The sequence below is a fragment of the Streptomyces sp. NPDC104106 genome (assembly GCF_055584345.1).
On the sequence record NZ_JBVJMF010000022.1, the window covers coordinates 40,749 to 57,431 of the forward strand.

General features: G+C 70.7%; 24 protein-coding genes. 1 reads left to right on the forward strand and 23 read right to left on the reverse strand.

All coding sequences use genetic code 11. The features are described 5' to 3' along the window. Positions 1-2: 2 nt before the first annotated feature. Positions 3-1,184 carry a cytochrome P450 gene (locus ACZ60X_RS36190; RefSeq protein ID WP_469607973.1) on the reverse strand — a complete coding sequence of 394 codons (1,182 nt, stop codon included), beginning with the start codon at positions 1,182-1,184 and terminating at the stop codon, positions 3-5. Between the two features lie 310 nt (positions 1,185-1,494). On the opposite strand from ACZ60X_RS36190, the gene ACZ60X_RS36195 reads away from it, so the two are divergent. Continuing rightward, the gene (locus ACZ60X_RS36195) at positions 1,495-2,919 is read left to right on the forward strand and encodes a Twin-arginine translocation pathway signal (RefSeq protein WP_469607976.1); all 1,425 of its coding nucleotides are present in this window, start codon (positions 1,495-1,497) and stop codon (positions 2,917-2,919) included. Between the two features lie 157 nt (positions 2,920-3,076). On the opposite strand, the gene ACZ60X_RS36200 is transcribed toward ACZ60X_RS36195, so the two are convergent. From ACZ60X_RS36200 to ACZ60X_RS36305, 22 genes are all read right to left on the reverse strand, one after another. Next, positions 3,077-4,399, reverse strand: coding sequence for a hypothetical protein (locus ACZ60X_RS36200; protein WP_469607978.1), 1,323 nt, complete (start codon positions 4,397-4,399; stop codon positions 3,077-3,079). A 144-nt stretch (positions 4,400-4,543) separates the two neighbouring features. Then, positions 4,544-4,999, reverse strand: coding sequence for a RapZ C-terminal domain-containing protein (locus tag ACZ60X_RS36205; protein WP_469607980.1), 456 nt, complete (start codon positions 4,997-4,999; stop codon positions 4,544-4,546). 246 nt (positions 5,000-5,245) lie between these two features. Continuing rightward, positions 5,246-5,410: a pRL2-8 gene (locus ACZ60X_RS36210; RefSeq protein WP_469607983.1), complete on the reverse strand. Its 165-nt coding sequence runs from the start codon at positions 5,408-5,410 to the stop codon at positions 5,246-5,248. 12 nt (positions 5,411-5,422) lie between these two features. Further along, positions 5,423-6,271 (reverse strand): hypothetical protein, encoded by an 849-nt coding sequence (locus ACZ60X_RS36215; protein ID WP_469607987.1) that lies wholly within the window; start codon positions 6,269-6,271, stop codon positions 5,423-5,425. Continuing rightward, positions 6,268-6,627, reverse strand: a complete 360-nt coding sequence (locus ACZ60X_RS36220) for a hypothetical protein (RefSeq protein ID WP_469607990.1) — start codon at positions 6,625-6,627, stop codon at positions 6,268-6,270. Before ACZ60X_RS36220 ends, ACZ60X_RS36215 begins: the two co-directional genes overlap by 4 nt. Positions 6,628-6,673: 46 nt before the next feature. After that, complete coding sequence (locus tag ACZ60X_RS36225; protein WP_469607992.1) at positions 6,674-7,159, reverse strand: transcriptional regulator; 486 nt, start codon at positions 7,157-7,159, stop codon at positions 6,674-6,676. Positions 7,160-7,352: 193 nt separating this feature from the next. Further along, the gene (locus ACZ60X_RS36230; RefSeq protein WP_469607994.1) at positions 7,353-8,285 is read right to left on the reverse strand and encodes a DUF1643 domain-containing protein; all 933 of its coding nucleotides are present in this window, start codon (positions 8,283-8,285) and stop codon (positions 7,353-7,355) included. Further along, the gene (locus tag ACZ60X_RS36235; protein ID WP_469607998.1) at positions 8,282-8,587 is read right to left on the reverse strand and encodes a hypothetical protein; all 306 of its coding nucleotides are present in this window, start codon (positions 8,585-8,587) and stop codon (positions 8,282-8,284) included. Before ACZ60X_RS36235 ends, ACZ60X_RS36230 begins: the two co-directional genes overlap by 4 nt. A 69-nt stretch (positions 8,588-8,656) precedes the next feature. Next, on the reverse strand, positions 8,657-9,328 hold the full coding sequence (locus ACZ60X_RS36240; protein WP_469608000.1) for a hypothetical protein: 672 nt from the start codon (positions 9,326-9,328) through the stop codon (positions 8,657-8,659). 88 nt (positions 9,329-9,416) lie between these two features. Next, positions 9,417-10,571 (reverse strand): DNA polymerase III subunit beta, encoded by a 1,155-nt coding sequence (gene dnaN, locus ACZ60X_RS36245; RefSeq protein WP_469608003.1) that lies wholly within the window; start codon positions 10,569-10,571, stop codon positions 9,417-9,419. Positions 10,572-10,583: 12 nt separating this feature from the next. After that, positions 10,584-11,147 carry a hypothetical protein gene (locus tag ACZ60X_RS36250; RefSeq protein ID WP_469608006.1) on the reverse strand — a complete coding sequence of 188 codons (564 nt, stop codon included), beginning with the start codon at positions 11,145-11,147 and terminating at the stop codon, positions 10,584-10,586. Then, positions 11,144-11,395 (reverse strand): hypothetical protein, encoded by a 252-nt coding sequence (locus tag ACZ60X_RS36255; RefSeq protein ID WP_469608009.1) that lies wholly within the window; start codon positions 11,393-11,395, stop codon positions 11,144-11,146. The genes ACZ60X_RS36250 and ACZ60X_RS36255 overlap by 4 nt, the downstream gene beginning before the upstream one ends. A gap of 59 nt (positions 11,396-11,454) precedes the next feature. Then, positions 11,455-11,691 (reverse strand): hypothetical protein, encoded by a 237-nt coding sequence (locus ACZ60X_RS36260; RefSeq protein ID WP_469608012.1) that lies wholly within the window; start codon positions 11,689-11,691, stop codon positions 11,455-11,457. Continuing rightward, positions 11,691-12,545 (reverse strand): hypothetical protein, encoded by an 855-nt coding sequence (locus ACZ60X_RS36265; protein ID WP_469608014.1) that lies wholly within the window; start codon positions 12,543-12,545, stop codon positions 11,691-11,693. The genes ACZ60X_RS36260 and ACZ60X_RS36265 overlap by 1 nt, the downstream gene beginning before the upstream one ends. A 28-nt stretch (positions 12,546-12,573) precedes the next feature. Then, positions 12,574-13,725, reverse strand: coding sequence for a phage Gp37/Gp68 family protein (locus ACZ60X_RS36270; protein WP_469608016.1), 1,152 nt, complete (start codon positions 13,723-13,725; stop codon positions 12,574-12,576). A gap of 88 nt (positions 13,726-13,813) precedes the next feature. Continuing rightward, entirely contained in the window at positions 13,814-14,302 is a 489-nt protein-coding gene (locus ACZ60X_RS36275; RefSeq protein WP_469608019.1) for a hypothetical protein, read from the reverse strand. Between the two features lie 3 nt (positions 14,303-14,305). Then, positions 14,306-15,046: an Lsr2 family DNA-binding protein gene (locus ACZ60X_RS36280; RefSeq protein WP_469608022.1), complete on the reverse strand. Its 741-nt coding sequence runs from the start codon at positions 15,044-15,046 to the stop codon at positions 14,306-14,308. Next, positions 15,043-15,324 (reverse strand): WhiB family transcriptional regulator, encoded by a 282-nt coding sequence (locus tag ACZ60X_RS36285; RefSeq protein WP_201843363.1) that lies wholly within the window; start codon positions 15,322-15,324, stop codon positions 15,043-15,045. Before ACZ60X_RS36285 ends, ACZ60X_RS36280 begins: the two co-directional genes overlap by 4 nt. Beyond that, positions 15,321-15,632 carry a hypothetical protein gene (locus ACZ60X_RS36290; RefSeq protein WP_469608025.1) on the reverse strand — a complete coding sequence of 104 codons (312 nt, stop codon included), beginning with the start codon at positions 15,630-15,632 and terminating at the stop codon, positions 15,321-15,323. The genes ACZ60X_RS36285 and ACZ60X_RS36290 overlap by 4 nt, the downstream gene beginning before the upstream one ends. Next, on the reverse strand, positions 15,629-15,844 hold the full coding sequence (locus ACZ60X_RS36295; RefSeq protein ID WP_469608028.1) for a hypothetical protein: 216 nt from the start codon (positions 15,842-15,844) through the stop codon (positions 15,629-15,631). Before ACZ60X_RS36295 ends, ACZ60X_RS36290 begins: the two co-directional genes overlap by 4 nt. Then, positions 15,841-16,353 carry a hypothetical protein gene (locus ACZ60X_RS36300; RefSeq protein ID WP_469608031.1) on the reverse strand — a complete coding sequence of 171 codons (513 nt, stop codon included), beginning with the start codon at positions 16,351-16,353 and terminating at the stop codon, positions 15,841-15,843. The genes ACZ60X_RS36295 and ACZ60X_RS36300 overlap by 4 nt, the downstream gene beginning before the upstream one ends. Further along, a complete protein-coding gene (locus tag ACZ60X_RS36305) occupies positions 16,350-16,622 on the reverse strand; it encodes a hypothetical protein (RefSeq protein WP_469608033.1) in 273 nt (90 codons plus the stop codon). Before ACZ60X_RS36305 ends, ACZ60X_RS36300 begins: the two co-directional genes overlap by 4 nt. Between the last annotated feature and the right edge of the window lie 61 nt (positions 16,623-16,683).

Below are 16,683 nucleotides of genomic sequence, written 5' to 3' on the forward strand. Positions count from 1 at the left end.
GGTCAGGGCTGGAGGGTGACGGGCAGGTCGTCGAAGGCCCGCATGGTGGCGGTGCGCCGGCGCCGTGCGGGTCCGGCTGGCCGCAGGACGCGCGGGTGGTCGGCGAGGGCGTCGACGAGGGCGAGAAGGACGCGCTGGGCGACGGTGGTGCCCAGGCAGGCGTGGGTTCCCCAGCCGTAGCCGAGGTGCCTATTCGGTGAGCGGTCCAGGAGCAGCTCGTCCGGGTGCTCGAAGTAGTCGGGGTCGCGGTTGGCCGCCTGGAAGAGCACCGTCACCGCGTCGCCGCGCCGGATCGTGATGTCGTCGAACGTGACGTCGGCGGAGGCCAGGCGGGTGGTCCCCTGTACGGGGCCGTCGTAGCGGACCAGTTCGTCCACGCCGGTGGCACGCAGCTGGGGCGCCGCCCGCAGCGCGTGCTGGGCGTCGGGGTGGCGGGCCAGGGTGTCGAGGGCGTTGCCGATCGCCGCGGCCAGGGTGCTGTAGCCGCCTTGGAACATCACGCGGGCGGTGTGCCTCATGTACTGCTCGAGCTCGGAGTCGGCCGCGTCTGTTCGAGCGCGGACGTGTCCGAGCAGGCCGGTGGGGCGGCCGCTGTCGTTGAACCAGGACTCCACCAGGTCGCTCAGGCACTGTTTGGCCTGACGGCCCGGCTCGATCAGCTCGCGGTTCAGGCCGCCGTCCATGCTGCGCATGATCGTGTCGGACACGGGTGCCCACTCGCTGAGGGATGGCGGGGTGACCCCGAGCAGATCGGCGATGGCGGCCAGGGCAACGGGCTGGGCGAGCTCGCCCATGACCTCCCAGGTCGGCTGAGAGGCGAGACGGTCCAGCCGGGCCCCGATGTCCCGGCTGGCGCGCTCCTGCAGCGCCGCCAGGTCCTGCGCGTGCAGTGCGCCCAGGAACCGCGACCGCACCGTGGCCTGATGCGGCGGGTCGAGGACCTGCACGCTCAACGACGACGCGGGCACAGTACGGCCCAGGCGCCTGGGGTCCCGGGCGAAGTGCTCGTGGTCACGCAGCACGCGAACGCAGTCGGTGTACCGGGTGATCAGCCAGCATCCCATTCCCTCGTGCCAGGCCACCGGCGCCTGTGTGCGCAGCGCTGCGAGGACCGGATAGGGGTCGATGAGCGTGGTGTCGTCCAGCGGGTCGTAGGGCGCTGAGCAGGTTGGCATCACTGCCATGTCCTCGCCTTCGTATTAGGGGTTCGGGAACGATCCCGGCCGCCGGCAGACGCCAGCGGCCGAGACGAACGGACGTGGGGAGTGCGATGGCGATCAGTGGTCGTACGACATGGCGTCCCTCCTCCCGTTCCGGAGGTGTCACCGCCCGGGCCGGGCGGTGTGCAAACAGCGTCACCCGCCCCCTGAAGGGAGGTCATTGCGCCTGCTCAGAGCCCAGATTGCGGCTTGCCGCAATACGCGTTTTCGTCCTGCCGGAGCGGGTGATCCTCGGCTACCGTGAAGGGCTCAGGACCGGTTGGACGGGGGTGCCATGGCCGCCGCAATCACCCGCTCGCGACGCGCTGCCATCGCGCGGGAATCCGCACTGATCCGGAAGCGCAGCCAGCGTTCCGGCTTCACCATCGACCACATCGCCTCGGCGATCCGCGAGGAGCTCCCGGAGGTCACCGAACTCGAGGCATGGCGGATGGCGTTGGGCTGGTCAAGAGCCGACACCATCGCTCAGATCGGTGAGCTGTACGTCGCGGACGGGCTCCTGCCGCCGGGCTTATCGGAGTCGATGCTGTGCCGGTGGGAACACGACCCGGACGACTGGCCCGGGCAGGAATATGCGGTGATGCTGTGCCGCGCCTACCGGGCCCAGCCCGGACAGCTGGGCCTGCTGGGGCGTGTACGGCAGTTGTCGGCATGGACAGCGGAGGTGATCGGGTACGGTCGCCACGACGCCGGCGTCGCCGCATCCGGCCGGCAGGAAGGGGCGGATCCGATGACCACCGATGCTGGGCTCCCGTCGGTCAGAGAGTCACTCCAGCTCGCGCTCCTGGCCGAGCCCGAAGGTAGCCCGCTGGTCGACGAACTCGCCGAAGCCGCGGCCGACCACTACCACTTGAACTACAGCAAGCACCCCGTACCGGTGCTGTTCAGGGAGGTCCGCGCGGCCCGCACCCTGCTGGCGGGACTGCTCTCACCTGGCCGGGAGGGCACTGAGCTGCAGCGGCAGGTCGGCCGGCTCTCGGGGCTCCTGGGTAACCTTGCGTTCCATCTGAACGACGCGGCCGGCGCGCGCACTCACCTGGGCACCGCGGTGGCGTACGCGAACCGGTGCGGCGATACGGCGCTCGCCGCGTGGGCGTACGGCGCGCAGAGCATGGTGGCCCGCAGCACCGGGAACTTGACCGCAGCGTTCTCCTACGCCGAACGCGGTGCGGCAGCGGCCCCGGGCGGGCTGGTCCGGGCGCAGTTGTATGCCTGGGCCCTGTTGCCCACCCTCGCCCAGCAGGGCCGCGATCGGGAGGCGAGCACTGCCCTGGACGTGGCGCTGACCGAACTCGAGGCCGATGCCGTCGGCGAAGCGCCGGGCCGGTTCGGGTTCGACGAGGCGGAACTCGCCTTGCACCAGGCCGAGGCGCACCTGGTGCTCGGGCGCACCGACCAATCCCGTGCACGCGCCGAGGTCTCTGCGGCCGCGTGCACGCCTGGCACCCCCGGGTGGGCTGCCGCCACGCTCGTGCTCGCCCAGGCGGAAGCTTCCGAACAGCCGTCCGACGCTGCGCAGCGGGCCTTGGATGTCCTTGAGCAGCTCCCGGCGAGCCGACTGCGCGCGACCGCCCGTACCCGGCTGGGGCGCCTGGATGGACTACTCGCGGCCCGGCCCGCCGAGAATGTCGCTGACTTCCGAGAGCGCCTGCGTACCCTGCCGCCGCCCGTCGATGCATACGGTGCTGCCACCGCCTGAGCCAGGGTGCTATGGCCTGAATCAGCCGGTGAGGATGGCGTGCCGGTTCAATAAGAGGCGTTGAGTGTCCTCGGTACGCTCCCACAGCGGTCTCTGCATCCGCCGGGACTGGCACTGGCCGGCGCCCGGCTGGCCTCGCCAGGTGGAACAGCGCCGCTCAGGCGTACAGGTAGCGGTCTATGAGGCGCAGCAGCGCCTGGGCGTTGAGCAGGGCTGCGAAGGCGAACTCGCTGCGGTAGGAATCAGCGGAGGCACGGTGTGCGCCTAGATGGCGGTTGAAAGTGTGCTGGCGGTCGACGCCGTTCAAGAACACGTTCTTCAGTGCGTTGACCAGGAGGTACGGAGCCAGCATTCGTAGCTCTGCCCCTCCCGTGTGGGTGCCGTGTGCTCCGGCGATCATCTTGTGGCTGCCAGCGCCGGTGAACGTCGCCTGGGGGAAGTAGCTGCGCAGCCAGGCGTGGCCGTGTTCGCGCATGACGGTGTCCAGGACGTTGGCGAGCAGAGCCTGCGCAGCCGCGTCGTGGCCACTGCGGACGCAGGCGGCAGCCTGGAGCGTGAACTCCCGGTGGGCGAGCAGGTCGGGGTGGTCGACCTCCTCAAGGCTGGCTTCGACATCCTCCACTATCTCGAGGCGGCGCTCGATCAGGTAGTGCCGCCGGTCCGCGGATCGGCGCAGAGCCAGGAGGTCCGCGACGATCCCCGCACGCGGTGCCCAGGCCAGGCAGGTACCGTCCTTCGCGCAGATGCGCAACAACCACAACCACAAGTCAGCGTCGATGTCGCGCAGGTTGTCGGGCAGCCACTCCCTGAACAGCCCGCGGAGCGCATCGAACCTGCTGAGCAAGTCCTCGGTGAATACCCGGCCGATCTGTCCGGCGATCTGATGCAGCGATGACGGAAACGAGACTGTCTGCAGAGCGATCGCGCTTAGCGGCGAGGTGTACGACGACGCCCAATTCCGCTCGAACAACCGCACCGAGCTGAGAATGCTCAGCTGCGACTTGGCCGTGGCCGCCCGCACGCCTTCGAGGAAGGAGTACTGCCGGGCCGCGGCAGCCGCGTCCAGCACGCCCTTTGACCAAAACGGCGGACCGGTGATCGCGGCGAGGCGCGCGTAGTTGGAGTTCAGGAACGTCAGCTGCGGCTTGACGGCGACAAAGGCCGCCATCGTGTCCAACACGCTCTTCGACAGCACGGACTGGCCCGCCATTCCGGGGATCCGCGCAGAGTTGAAGATGCTCAGTTGCGCCTTGGCGGAGCTCGCCATCGCCACCCCGATCACGGAGTTCTTCCGTGCCGCCTCCAACACCGGCTGTTGCCACATGCGGTTGATGCTGGCCATCTGTGCCCGCAAGGGCCCCAGCGGATCGTAGTTCCGAAGGAGCGGGTGGACGATCGGCCGCACGCCGCTGGTCGTCGCGGCTCTGTCGTCATCCCGCACTTCGTCTTCGTCGCCGTCCTGCTGTTCCGAGTCGTCCATGGTCACCAGTGTCTCGCTTCCCTCCGACATCGGGCCCAGCCCACCGCCAGCGGGGGATCGGTCTCCGTCCGGGGCGAGCGGGAACAATTTCCCATCGCGCGCCGGCCGCGAGAGACCATGTGAGCGGCCTTCCGTCGTGAGGGTTCAGCGATCGACGACGTTCTTATCGAGATCGCGGTGGACGAGGCGCACCGCCAGGCCGCGGCCGGAGTACTGCTGGGCCAGGTCCTCGACGCCCAGTTCGGCGGCGCTGGCGATGTCGCTGGTGAGGACGGCTCGGAGCGCGAGGGCGAAGGTGGCGGCGCGGTGGCGGCCGCCAGCGCAGCCGTCGGCGATCGTGAGGCTGGTGCTGGACGGCCCGGCGAGGAAGCCGTTGACGGCGGCGGCGGTCCCGGCGAGCAGTTGCTTGATGCCGGGGGTGTTCATGACCGCGGCGCGGACCGGGGCGTCGTGGGCGGTCATGTAGCGCAGCTCGGGGCTGACGTGGGGGTCGCGGAAGTGGTGGCGCAGGTCGATGGTGAGGTGAGCGTCGGCCGGGGGCGCGCCGTGCAGGTAGCCGAACGAGATGATCGTGATGGTGCTGCCGGTCGCGGTGGTCATGGCTCTACCTTCCGTAGTCTGCCGGGACGGCTGTGGGGGTTTGCGGGAGTTTCCCGATTCCTCTTCGCGGAGCGGGGCCTTGCTTGTTGATCGGGTCGGGGAGACGTCAGGCCCCGCGCCAGACTCGGCTTGATCGCCTGCTGATCGCGGGGGCCCAGGTAAGGCGTCAGTTGCCCGGAGTACGCAGCTCGTGCCGGTGAAGTGACCTGTGGGTCGAGGCCCTGTGCCAGATGGGGCGAAGGACCGTCACCACCAGCTAGATTCCTTCTTGGGCACGAGGTGCGAACCGTGACCGTTGAGCATGTGATCCACACACTGCGGGCAGTCCTCTCGGGGCCCGAGCTGGCGGTGGATGCTCGGATCGTGGGCGTGCTGCCAACACTGCCTGCACTGGCCAGGAGGCGTGTCCATTCCCGTGTCCTCTCAGGTGTGGGTGTCCTCGGCATCGCCGACGGTCGGAGTGTTCAGTTGAGAGGCGAGCACGGCCTGGGCGTTGCGGCGGTTCTGGTAGAGCCACGCGCGGGTGCCGACGAGGGAGGCGTGTGGCGTCTGGGGTCCGAATTCGAGGGCTTGGGCGATGGCAGGGTGGTGGTGCAGGCCGCACCGGTTGAGGTACTCGGCGGTGTCGTCGAGCCGCTCATCGGTGTAGTGCGCCCATTCGGGTCGGACGATCTCCGGACAGGCCTTGACGGCCTCGCTCATGTTCACAAGTTCCGGGCGCCGTCCCTTCGGCGGGTGCTGGTAGCGGGTGCACGCGGCCTCGATGTCCCGTCCGGCGGAGGCTGATTCGGCGGACCAGTCCAGGGTGTCGGTGCCGGGTACGGGCAGCAGGTGGTCCAGCAGCGTCTGGGCGAGCGGGGCCAGTTGGTGCGCGAAGGCATTGCCCTCGTCGACGGTGAGGTAGGGGCGTTCGGCGACCGGGATCCCACTGTCGATGACCCAGTAGATGATGTCTGGGACCTTCAGCCAGTGGAACGGGGCGAAGAGGCCGGATGCAGGGAAGCGTGGCTGGTCCTCGCGGCGCACGCGCCAGTCCTCGCCGTGGAAGAACAGGTCCTTGGTGCGCAGGTCCAGCACGATCTGCTGGAAGTGGCCGGCCTTCGCGTCCTGGGGGGCGTGCACGTAGTCGTGCGGGTTGGCGAAGTATGCGCGGTAGGTCTCCGGGTCGGGGAGGGGCGGGAGCTGCGCGGTGGTCGTCTCGCGGACGGTCAGCCGCACGGTGCTGCTCTGCCGGCTGGCTACGGGTTCCGGGTGGCTGGTCTGTCGGTTCACCGGTTCTCCTCGCTGTCCAGGAGGGGGGCGAGAAGGGTCAGGGCGCGGTCGATGCGCTCGCCGGTGTTGTCCTGGGCGTAGGCCTGGGCTTCGTCGAGGAGGTCGACGACGTCGTCGATGGCCTCGTGGTCGGTCTCGGTGATGGACACGGTGATGGTGCCGATGACGTCGGCGACTGCCGCGCAGACACCGGCGTCCGGGTTGCGGTGGTCGCGCAGGGCGCGGAGGACCGCGACGTGCGGGCCCAGGGCCTCGGTGCGCGTGGCGGCGTCGCGCAGGCGGTCCAGGCCGACGCGCACGATGGCGACGGCTGCCGCGATCTCCTCGTCCAGGGTCATGTTCGGGGTGCTGCTCACGGGTTTCCTTCCGTGGTGCGGTGGGAGGTTGTGGTCCCGGGCTGCGTTACAGCGCGGCGATGAGGAGGGCGGCGATGCCGAGCCAGAGGATGTGCCAGCTCTGGTCGAGTGCGTACGCGCCGGTGCCCAGCGTGGGGGCGTAGGTGCCCTCGGCGGTGGTGGGGTGCGCGGGGTGGTCGGGCATGCCGAGGGAGTAGAACTCGCTCTTGCCGCAGTGGTGGGCGAGGCGGCGCAGTGTCGTGCGGCGGTCGGCCCAGTAGTGGCTCGCGGCGTCGAGGGTGAGTCCGACGAGCACTCCGAGGACGGTGACGGGCAGGTTGAGGACCAGGGCGACGGGTGTGAGCACGACCGCCTTGGTGATGGTCAGGCCGACGACGTGCCGGCCGCAGGCGAGGCGGCCGGTCCATCCGGGCTGCCCCTTGGTGGCGGCCTGGCAGGACGATTGCACCCAGTGATCGCCGACGCTGTGGGCGATGTAGAGGGCGATGAACACGGCGGCGAACACGGCGGCTTTGACGGTGGAGTCCGTCATGTCGTGAGGTCTCCTGATGCTTGGCGGGTTGGGAGTGGTGCGGGTTCGGAGCGGTCGGCTTGAGTGGCGACCTGGCGGCCGCTCCGAACTCCATAATGCAGAATCGCACTATGCCTTTCAAGGCTATGCATAACTTTGGTGTGTGTTTTCGGCCGCCGGTGAGTACGCGGCCACCGGCGGCCGGAGCGACGGGTTACGCATCCAGGTCGCCGCTGCGCGAGAACTCCCAGGCCTTGCAGGCCTGGGACCACAACTCGCTGGCGCGCTCGTATCCCTCTTGGGCGTATAGCCGGGCGTACAGGTCAGGGAAGTTGCGGCCGGTGCCGTCACCGGGCGGGTCGGCGTCCATCAGGTCGGCGAGAGCGTCGGGGTCGGTGGGCACCCGTGCCTCGAGGTGGTCGGCGCCGCGGTGCGGCTGCACCGTCACCACGGTTCCGGGCACGTGCTGGGTGCTGTGCATCTGCTGGCGCAGGCCGGTCGCGACGCCGCGGGCGACGTGCGGGTAGTAGTACGGGCCGAGCCGGAGGTCAGGCAGGCCTGGCCGGTTCAGGACCACGTCGAGCGTCTCGAGCGGCTCGGTGCGGCGGGTCGCCACGGGGAAGACCGGGGTGCCGGGGGGCGTCCACGGTTTCGGGGTGAGGGCTCCGTCCAGCCGGAGCGGGTGGTGGGGCTGACCCGACTGGGTGAGCGCGAGGGCGCTGGGCATCTCCAGGCCGGGGAGGTTGAGGACGGCGGAGATCCTCTCGGGGCGGGCCTCCGTTCCCCATCCGGCGACCAGCGGGCCGCCGCTGTCGGCTGCGACGGCGGCCGCGGTGCGCAGGAAGCGGTCGTTCTCGGGACCGACCGGGTCGTGGTCCGTCCACAGGTCGGCGGGGTGGCGAGCGCGAAAGGCGTAGAGGTTGACGATCCACATGCTGCTGCAGCCCCAGTCCTGTGCGTAGTTGATGCAGCGGCGGGTAGTGGCGTCGTCACGGTCGGCGTCGGCGGTGGATGGGTTCAGCAGCACGAAGACGGCGGTGCGTCCGCTCCTCGCCCATTCCCGTACGAGGAGGTAGCGGTAGGTGCCGCAGGAGGACAGGGCGGCGGTGCGCAGGATGTCGCGGGTGCGCTTGCGGGTCGTGGTCATCTGCTTTCCTGGTCGCGGTCGGCGGGGCTGGGCAGGTCGGTGAGTTCGAAGAGCGGCTCGTGCGTGGCCTCGAGATCCAGGCGCTCCATCAGGAGGTCGCCGCGCTTGATGGCGCAGGCGGCGCAGTGGTGGCGGCTGCCGATGATCCAGCCCTGGGCCTCGATGCATCGGGCGAGGCCCGGGTCCAGCTGCTCCTCGGGCAGGTGCAGTTCGTAGTCGTTCTCGGCGTCTTCGTCGGGCAGTCGGCAGACGGCGGCGCAGCCGTCGCAGGCGAGCGCGTACAGGGTTCGCGCGAGGTACACGGGTGCTCCCCGGGGAGGGCACCGAGCCGGGGGTGTCCGGCCCGGTGCTGGCGGATGGGCGAGGCGCGGCTAGAACGGCTCTTCGCCGTACGGGCCGGTGCTCCAGACCTCCCCCGGGCGAGGTTCGGGTCGCGCGTGGCCGGGGTCGGGGGTGTAGCGGTCGCACCGCTGGTACTCGCGGTACTCGGCGTTCCAGCGGCGGCCGGTTCCGCGGCAGAGGCAGTCGTCGAAGTGCGGGTCGTCTTCCTCGCCGCGCCGGCAGTCGGCGGGCTCGGCCCACACGGGCGCGCCGTCGTCCTGCCAGGTGGTGGTTTCCATGACGATGCCGGTGCCGCCGCAGTGGCCGGGGCAGTTCGGGGGGTGCGGTGCCTCGTTGCGCCAGGCTTCGTATTCGTCGCGCAGCCAGGCTCGGGCGGCCTCGGCGGGCAGTTGCATCTGCTGGCTCTTGCGGCGGACGGCGTTGGCGGCGGCCGCGGCGTCGGCGGCCGCGACCGGGTTGGTCGGGTCGGCCAGGGCGAACAGGTCGGCGATCACGGCGCGCAGCAGCAGCGCCGCGGTCTCGCGGGCGGCGAGGTAGCCGGGGGTGAAGTGCTCGGCGTCGCCGCGGATTGTGGCGTAGCGGGCCCAGAAGTCCTCCTGGGCCAGTTCGGTGATCAGCAGCGGGATGGACGGGGTGGGGTCGTAGGCGCGGTGGGTGGCGCCCGGGTGGGTGCTGGTCGTCGCGTGGCTGGTCAGGGTCACGTGCGGTCCCTTTGCTTGAGGGTGATTGGGGTGGGAGGCCCGGGGCGGCCTGCTGAGTTGGCGACCTGGCGGCCGCCCCGGGGCGGGGTCAGGCGCTGAGCCGGATGGGCATCAGCAGGTACTGCAGGGCGTCGCCTCCGAACTCGAGTTCGCCGAGCTTGGCGGCGGCGTCGGCGCCGGTGAGGACGGCGGGCTTGGTCCGCTCGGTCATCCACAGCACGGTCTTCGGGGCGGCGAGGGCGGTGATGCCGTCCAGCAGGAAGGTGGGGTTGAAGGCGATGGTGAAGTCGTGGACGCCGCTGTCGTAGTCGGCGTCGAGGGTGTCGACGGCCTGGGCGTCGTCGGAGGTGCCGGCGTGCAGGGACAGGGCGCCGCCGCCGAGGGTGAGCTGGAGGGGCTTGTTGCCCTCGGCGACCAGGGCCACGCGTTTGATGGCGGCGGCCAGCTCGGCGCTGTCGACGATGACGGTGGCGTTGATGCTGTCGAGGGTGGGCCACAGCTTGCTGTACTGGGGCAGCTGGCCGTCGATGGTCCGGGCGGTGGTGGAGCGGGCTGGAGCGGCCAGGCCCAGCACGCCGGCCTGGCCGGGGAGGGTGATGTGGATGCGGTCGGCGCCGGCGAGCATCTTGACGGTGTCGGTCAGGGACTTCGCGGGCAGCAGCGCGGTGGCCTCTTCCACGGATGTGTCGATGGCGGTCCAGTCGACGGTGCGCACGGCGAAGCGGTAGCGGTCGGTGGCGGCGAGGGTGAGCTTGCCGCCTGTGAGCTCGAGCTGGATGCCGGTCAGGACGGGCAGTGTGTCGTCGCGGCCGGCGGCGGTGGCGACCTGGGCGACGGCTTCGGCGAGGGCGGCGCCCAAGACGGTGCCGGTCGGCTCTTCCGTCGTGGGCAGGGCCGGGTACTCCTCCAGGGGCAGGGTGTGCAGGGTGTAGCGGGTTTGTCCGGAGGTGAGGACTACGCGGGTGCCCTCGAGGGCCAGGTTGATCGGCTGCTTGGGCTTGAGGACGCGGGTGATGTCGGCGAGGAGGCGGCCGGAGACCAGCGCGGTGCCGGGCTCGGTGACGTCGGCCTTCGCGGTGGCCTCGCCGGAGATCTCGTAGTCGAAGCCGGACACGGTGAGCGTGCCGTCGGCGGCGGCGAGCTTCAGGGCGGCGAGGACGGGGGCGGGCGGCCGGGCGGGCAGGGCGCGGGCGGTGTCGGCGACGGCGGCGGCGAGGTCGCTGTGGGCGATGCTGAGCTTCATCAGGTTGTCCGTTCAGACGGTGGAGTTGGTGCGGGCGATGGTGTCGGCGAGGTGGAGCAGCGCTGCGGTGGTGCCGTTGATGGCGGTCGTGATCGGTTCGACCTGGGCGTTGTTGAGGTGGTCGGGGTTGAGGCTGTCCATCGCGCGGATCGCCTCGAGGCGGTAGTCGCGCGCGGGGGCGGGCAACTTGGGCCACTCGCGGCGTGCGGCGGCGACGTCGGCGAGCGAGTTCAGCAGGCGCACGCGACCGAAGGTCGGTTGGTCGTCTTCCCAGTCGGCGGTGTGCAGCTCGACTTCCTTGTCGTCCTCGCTCCAGGCCGCGCGCACCTCGTAGTAGGCGTGCGGGTCGAATTCGGGCTCGGTGAGCCGGGCGGGCTTGAGGTTGCCGCGGTCGTCGACGCCAGCGGCGTCGATCGGCTCGATGCCAAGCTCGGCGAGGCGGGCGTTGATCAGATCGGCGTGGCGCCGGGCGCGCAGCAGTCCCTGGGCCAGGGTGTCGATGTGCTGTTCCTGGTGGGCGGCTTCGGCGGCGGCGAGCCAGGCCGGGGCGGCGGTTTCGGTGCTGGGATCGGTCATCGGTGTTCCTCCTTGGGGTCGCTGTCGTGGCGATCGGGTCGGGTCAGGCCACGGAAGGGGCGGATGGTGGTGGATCCGTCGGCGCGGCGGATGGCGACGTTGCGGGGTCCTGCGGCCGGGCGGCGCCCGGGCCAGGAGAAGTGCAGCCAGGGGGCTGTGATGTCCGGCGTGCGGCGGGCGTTGTAGGCGGTGATCACGGTGACGGGGCTGCCGCGTTCGAGGTAGGTGCGTCCGGTGATCCCGGTCATCTGAAAGTCCTCCGGGCGCGGCGGCCGGGGATGCGGGGATTCCGGGCCGCCGCGGAGTGTCAGCTGGCGGCAAGGGCGGGGGTGTGGAGGTGGCTGCGCAGGTGCGAGTCGCCGAGATCCTCCAGCTGGGCCTCGGTCTTGCTCGTGCGGCGCCAGCTGCAACCGCTGCAGCGAGCGATGTAGCCGGACCGGCCGCTGCAGCCGGCCTGGTCCTTCGGCTCACTGGTGTCCGTCAACGTGTGCTTGCACACCGTGTTGTCGGAGTGGACGGGCTGAATCGTGGCGACGTACCGCATCAGGTGTGCTCCTTCATGCTGGTCGGGGACGTGGAGTCGGTGACCGGCCACTGGTGCCGGCAGACGGGTGAGGGGCACACGTGTACGCGCCCGTCCACGGGGTCGTAGTCGAGGCCGCGGCTGGGGCGCTGGCAGTTCGGGCAGTGCGCGACGACGGAAAGGAGGTCCTGGGTATGGCCGTCCTCGGCGTACATCCAGGTGACGGGCATGGCGCCGGGGGTGGTTTCCCAGCAGGGCTGGAGCTGCCACTCGCTGCGGGTGGGGTAGGCGACGAACCGGCCCCAACCGCGCGCGATGCTGTCGGCGAGGTCGTTGGCATCGAACGGGCGCAGGCGCTGGCCGCAGGTGTCGCGGTAGTAGGCGCTCGTAGCGGCCAGGACGTGCCGCGCGGGCGGATGGCCGACGATGAGCAGAGCGCCGTCCTCCCCGAGACTGGTCAGGAGTAATCCCCGGTAGGTACAGGTGACGTCGGCATCGGTGGGGGTGAAGACGGCCTGCTCGATGTCGTAGACGTCGTCCGGGACCATGGCGGTCGCCCAGATCCCGATGCCGTCGATGGCCGTGGTCAGGGTGTGGCGGGCGCCGTCGATGACCGGTTCGGTGCCCAGAGCGCTCGCCCAGGCGGTGATGGCGTCCGTGTTGTACTCGCCGACGCGCAGGATCAGGGAGTGCGCGGGCTTGCCCGGCTCGGGATCGATGCTGTGGGAGATCGCGAAGCCGAACAGCGGAAGGTCGGGGTGGTCGGCGAGCAGGCGCCGGCCAACGGCAACCTGGCCGTCGTCGCGGGTGGTGAACCGCTCGAGCTGCTCCAGCAGACGCGGGGCGTGCTCGGCGGCCGATGGGCTGATGGTCATCCGCAACTTCCTTGTTGGGCCGCGTGGTTCAGCGGGTCGCGAGGGTGGTGGGGGTGCCGTGGTCGTCGTAGTGGCCGGGGAGCTGCTGGTAGTGCTCGCCGTCGAGGACGTGGCCGGCGCGGCTTTTGCCGTACCGGGCCATACGTGCCGATCCGGCGGGCGGCGTGTCGCCGGCGGCCGAGCCGTGGATGCCGCCCTGGGGGTCGACGTGAACGACACCCGGGCGTCCGGCGGTGTTGGGGGCAAGCGGTGCCCACTCCCCCCACTGCTTGAAGAAGAAGGGCACGCCGGCAACCTCGCAGTCGATGCGCAGCTTGCTGGCCCAGTGGGGGTGCATGGGGCGGGCTGCCGGGCCGCTCTCCCCGCCTGCGATCACCCAGTCCAGGCCCTCCCATCGGCCCGCCGCGGCGACGGGGCAGCGCACCCAGCGGTGGCACTCAGGGGTGAGGGTGGCGGGGTGGGTACAGCAGCCGTCGGCCAGGTCTGCGAAGCCGCAGTCGAGGGCAGGCCGCAGCCAGCGGGTGAGGTTGACCGGCCCGAGGAGAGGTTCGGCGGAGACGAACCGTACGGCGGCGGGGGTCTGCATCAGCTGCGGGATCCGCGTGTTGGCGGTGTCCTGGTCCTCCACGGACACGCCGAGCCATACGGAGGCCAGCCGGTCGGGCATGAAGGGGGCGTTGTCGATGTCTTCCTGGTCGCACCAGCCGCGCGCGGCAGCCGCCTTGATCAGTTCGACGCGGGTGTCGCGGTCGGCCCACTTCTTCAGCCAGGCCCGCATCCTGGGGGGCCGCTTGGTGAGAAGGAGGTAGGTCTGGACGGGGCGATGGGCGTAGCGGCCGCGGACGTCGGCACCGGTCCAGTACATGACGGCCCACAGGGCGGCCAGGTACTCGTCCGGCACCTCCGGGTGCCAGGCGTCGCTCATGGAGTTGACGAAGATGCGTTCGCGCCGGGTGCGCCAGCGCAGCGGCTCGGTAAGGGCCCAGTCGTGAAGGGAGACACCGAAGCCGGGTCCGGAGGTCTCCGGGCGGCCATCGGTCTGGTAGCCGCGGGTGCCCATGGCGCGGTGCCGGCGGGCGAACACGGCGGCGTAGCAGTTCGTGCAGCCGTCGGACACGCGGTCGCATCCGGAGATCGGGTTCCAGACGTGGGTGGCCCACTCGATGCGGGTGGTACTCAAAGCGGTTCTCTCCTGCAGTAGTAGGGGGCTTTGACCGGCCCCGGCCCGGGATCACGGCATCCGGGCGAGGGCCGGTGCTCAGGGGCGTCTAGGTCTCTTTGGCCGTGACGGTGATCAGGCGGCCGATGCGGACGGCGGTGTGTCCGGCGTGCCAGAGCGGGACGACGTGCTGGGTCTCGATCTCCCAGGCGGCCAGCGGCAGGTCGACCGTGCCGGGCGGGGGGACCATGCGCGTGCTCCACGCGGTGGTGAGCAGCGCCTTGGCCAGCCGCTCGGCGTAGGCGTCGCCGCGGTCGTTGGCTTTGGCTCCGTTGAGGCCGGCCGCCCAGACCATCAGCGGGCGGGTTTCGCTGACCCTCGGCCCGGACCGGTGCGGCTCGTCGAGGTTCCAGGCCGGGTCGGTGTCCTCGGGGCGGGTGGCGGCGATGATGGCTTCCACTCCCCCGTCGACGGGTCGGGTTGTGTAGAGGAGGGCGTACGCGCCGAAGTCGGCGCCGCCGCCGGTACGGGCGAGCGTGACGCGTCCCGTACCGGTGACCCGCTCGGTGCGGCGGTAGGCCAGTGTTAAGACGGCCATCGCTTATCCGGCCTGCTCGGACATGGCTTTGGCTTGGTGGTCCTTGTAGGCCTCGATCAAGTAGGCGGGCATCTGGCCGCCGACGGCTACGGCCAGGCCCCGCTGCTGGGCCCAGGCCCGTACCTCGGCGGCGGGCGGGTTGGTCAGGCTGTCCAGTCGGCGGCGGGCGGCGGTCCGGCTGCGCTTGAGGCTTGCGATCTCGCGCTGGAGGCGGGCCGCGGTGATGGCGCGGCGCTGGTCGAGCCTGTTGGTGTGCTGGTGGTTGTGCTCGAAGGCGTCGATGACATCGGCGGACAGCACACCGCTCGGGCTGACCGTCATGCCCTGCTTCTCTGCCCAGTCCCGGATCAGCAAGGCGGTGCTGGCGCCGAGACGGCTGAGCTTGGACTGCGCGTTGTTCAGCTTCCGGTTGATCTCGGCGAGCTCGCCACGGATGCCATTTTCGGCGATCATGCGGCTCTGGTAGCCGGCGAGCTCACCGAGCAGTTCCCGCACCCGGGCGGCCTGCCGTCGCACGCGCTGGTGCCCGGCATTCTGCTCGGCCCACATCAGCGCGACCAGGCCCCGGATGAGCGTCGGGTCGATGCCGGTGAGGAAGCCGCCGGAGCGTGCCGCGGTCTGGGACAGGCCCTGGACTTCGGCGAGGGCGGCGATCTGGCCGGTGCTCATGCCGGTCGCGCGCTGGATCTCGCCGGGAGCGCGGCGGCCCTTGAGCATGAGCAGGGCGGTGTCGCGGGTACTCATGCCGACTTCCTCCTCGTCGCAGTGGTCGAGAATTCACGGCGCAGCGTGGTGCGTCGGGCCTTCGTGGTGCCCGCCCAGATGTCGTCGCCTGCCTCGGTGGGGTGGTCGATCGCCCAGGCCAGGCATTTCTCGCGGACGGGGCAGCCGCTGAGGCAGGCCAGTTGGGCGGTGGCCCGGTCGACGGGGTCGCTGCTGCTCCACAGGTCCGGGTCGTAGTCGGGGTCCTGGCACGGCTCGGCGCCGGTGAAACGGGGGAACGGAGCGAGACGGCCGGTCATGCCGCGACCGCCTTCTTCTGCGAGTTTTCGCGCCAGCTGGTGATGGTGTCGGGCTTCCACCCGCTGTCCTGGCACTTGCGCAGGACGTAGGCCGGTAGGTCCAGGCGGCGCGCGGACTCGTCGCGTGAGACGTTGTGCTCGCTCAGCACGCGGGCCGCGTAGGCCAGTTCGGTGTCGGTCATGCTCTCGGGCTTCTCGCCGTTGACCGCCCTCTCGACGGCGAGAAGGTCAACGCCCCGCTCGGTGGTGCGGTCGGTCCGGACGGTGATGTAGGAGTCGCGGCTGGTGAGTCGGGTGGCCGTGGTCATGACGCGTTCTCCCTGGTGAGGGCGCGGACGACGTGCATGTCGGTGTTGAGGGCGGCGTGGGTGTGGGCGCCGTTGCCGAGTTTGCGGGCCAGTCGGTCGGCGACGCGGTCGTTGTCGAGTCGGCTGCCGGAGACGACCTCGAGGATTTCGGCGTCGCGGCCGGCGCACTCGGTGCAGCCCGCGGCGCGGGTCGTACGGATGGCGGCGGTCACGGCGTGTTCGCCTCCTTCGGGGTGCAGCCGGGGAGGAAGAACTCGGGCGGGAACCAGGCCTCGAGCCGGTACAGGTGCAGCAGTTCCACCGGGAAGTCGGCGCCGCGCGGCAGGTCGTGGGAGGGAGGCAGGTGGTGGGCGAGCTGGTAGCGGTTGAGGTCGCGGTCCTGCTCGAGCAGGAGGCTTTGGTCCCCGTGGTCGTCGATGTCGAAGCCGGTGTCGATGTCGTGGAGGTAGTAGATGAGGAAGACGCCGTCGTCAGTGCGTTCCACGACGTGCAGGCGGCGGACGGGTGCGTCGGCGGGGTCGACGTCGTCGCGGCGTACCCACGTCTGGCCGGTGGAGGCGATGATGCTCGGGTCACCCTCGTCGGCCCAGTCGGTGATGCAGCGGTAGGCGTCAGCGCGGGCGAATTCCTCGTTGTCGACGAGGTTGTTGACCCAGGCCGTGAGGTGGTCGCCCAGGACCTGGGCGCCGACGAGCTGGTTGAGGAAGGCGAGGGTGCTCATGCCGCGACCGCCTTCCGGGCCGTGCCGGCGTCGACCTGGGCGAGCAGCCTCTGCAGGGCAGAGCCGCGCCGCCGGTAGGTGGCGGTGGCGGGCAGGCCGCAGTGCCAGCAGTCGTTTTCCTCGCCGCGCCAGGCGACGTGGCAGTGCTGACGGGTGCAGACGGATTCCGGGGTGCGGCCCAGGCGGGGCGAACGCGCGGCGATCTGGCGCATGATCTCGGCGGCGGTCCTTCTGGCCGGGGTGCGCGTGCCGCTGGTGCGAGCGTGCATGATGGTGCTCTCTCTTTCTCGCTTGCGCGGGTGAGGGGGGCCCGGGACGGCCGGTGGTTTT

What these genes read in the sequence shown, in the direction of transcription:
- ACZ60X_RS36190 (WP_469607973.1), bottom strand. Translation starts at nt 1,184, where the DNA reads ATGGCAGTGATGCCAACCTGCTCAGCGCCCTACGACCCGCTGGACGAC.
- ACZ60X_RS36195 (WP_469607976.1), top strand. Translation starts at nt 1,495, where the DNA reads ATGGCCGCCGCAATCACCCGCTCGCGACGCGCTGCCATCGCGCGGGAA.
- ACZ60X_RS36200 (WP_469607978.1), bottom strand. Translation starts at nt 4,399, where the DNA reads ATGGACGACTCGGAACAGCAGGACGGCGACGAAGACGAAGTGCGGGAT.
- ACZ60X_RS36205 (WP_469607980.1), bottom strand. Translation starts at nt 4,999, where the DNA reads ATGACCACCGCGACCGGCAGCACCATCACGATCATCTCGTTCGGCTAC.
- ACZ60X_RS36210 (WP_469607983.1), bottom strand. Translation starts at nt 5,410, where the DNA reads ATGGACACGCCTCCTGGCCAGTGCAGGCAGTGTTGGCAGCACGCCCAC.
- ACZ60X_RS36225 (WP_469607992.1), bottom strand. Translation starts at nt 7,159, where the DNA reads ATGACGGACTCCACCGTCAAAGCCGCCGTGTTCGCCGCCGTGTTCATC.
- ACZ60X_RS36230 (WP_469607994.1), bottom strand. Translation starts at nt 8,285, where the DNA reads ATGACCACGACCCGCAAGCGCACCCGCGACATCCTGCGCACCGCCGCC.
- dnaN (WP_469608003.1), bottom strand. Translation starts at nt 10,571, where the DNA reads ATGAAGCTCAGCATCGCCCACAGCGACCTCGCCGCCGCCGTCGCCGAC.
- ACZ60X_RS36250 (WP_469608006.1), bottom strand. Translation starts at nt 11,147, where the DNA reads ATGACCGATCCCAGCACCGAAACCGCCGCCCCGGCCTGGCTCGCCGCC.
- ACZ60X_RS36255 (WP_469608009.1), bottom strand. Translation starts at nt 11,395, where the DNA reads ATGACCGGGATCACCGGACGCACCTACCTCGAACGCGGCAGCCCCGTC.
- ACZ60X_RS36260 (WP_469608012.1), bottom strand. Translation starts at nt 11,691, where the DNA reads ATGCGGTACGTCGCCACGATTCAGCCCGTCCACTCCGACAACACGGTG.
- ACZ60X_RS36265 (WP_469608014.1), bottom strand. Translation starts at nt 12,545, where the DNA reads ATGACCATCAGCCCATCGGCCGCCGAGCACGCCCCGCGTCTGCTGGAG.
- ACZ60X_RS36275 (WP_469608019.1), bottom strand. Translation starts at nt 14,302, where the DNA reads ATGGCCGTCTTAACACTGGCCTACCGCCGCACCGAGCGGGTCACCGGT.
- ACZ60X_RS36280 (WP_469608022.1), bottom strand. Translation starts at nt 15,046, where the DNA reads ATGAGTACCCGCGACACCGCCCTGCTCATGCTCAAGGGCCGCCGCGCT.
- ACZ60X_RS36285 (WP_201843363.1), bottom strand. Translation starts at nt 15,324, where the DNA reads ATGACCGGCCGTCTCGCTCCGTTCCCCCGTTTCACCGGCGCCGAGCCG.
- ACZ60X_RS36290 (WP_469608025.1), bottom strand. Translation starts at nt 15,632, where the DNA reads ATGACCACGGCCACCCGACTCACCAGCCGCGACTCCTACATCACCGTC.
- ACZ60X_RS36300 (WP_469608031.1), bottom strand. Translation starts at nt 16,353, where the DNA reads ATGAGCACCCTCGCCTTCCTCAACCAGCTCGTCGGCGCCCAGGTCCTG.
- ACZ60X_RS36305 (WP_469608033.1), bottom strand. Translation starts at nt 16,622, where the DNA reads ATGCACGCTCGCACCAGCGGCACGCGCACCCCGGCCAGAAGGACCGCC.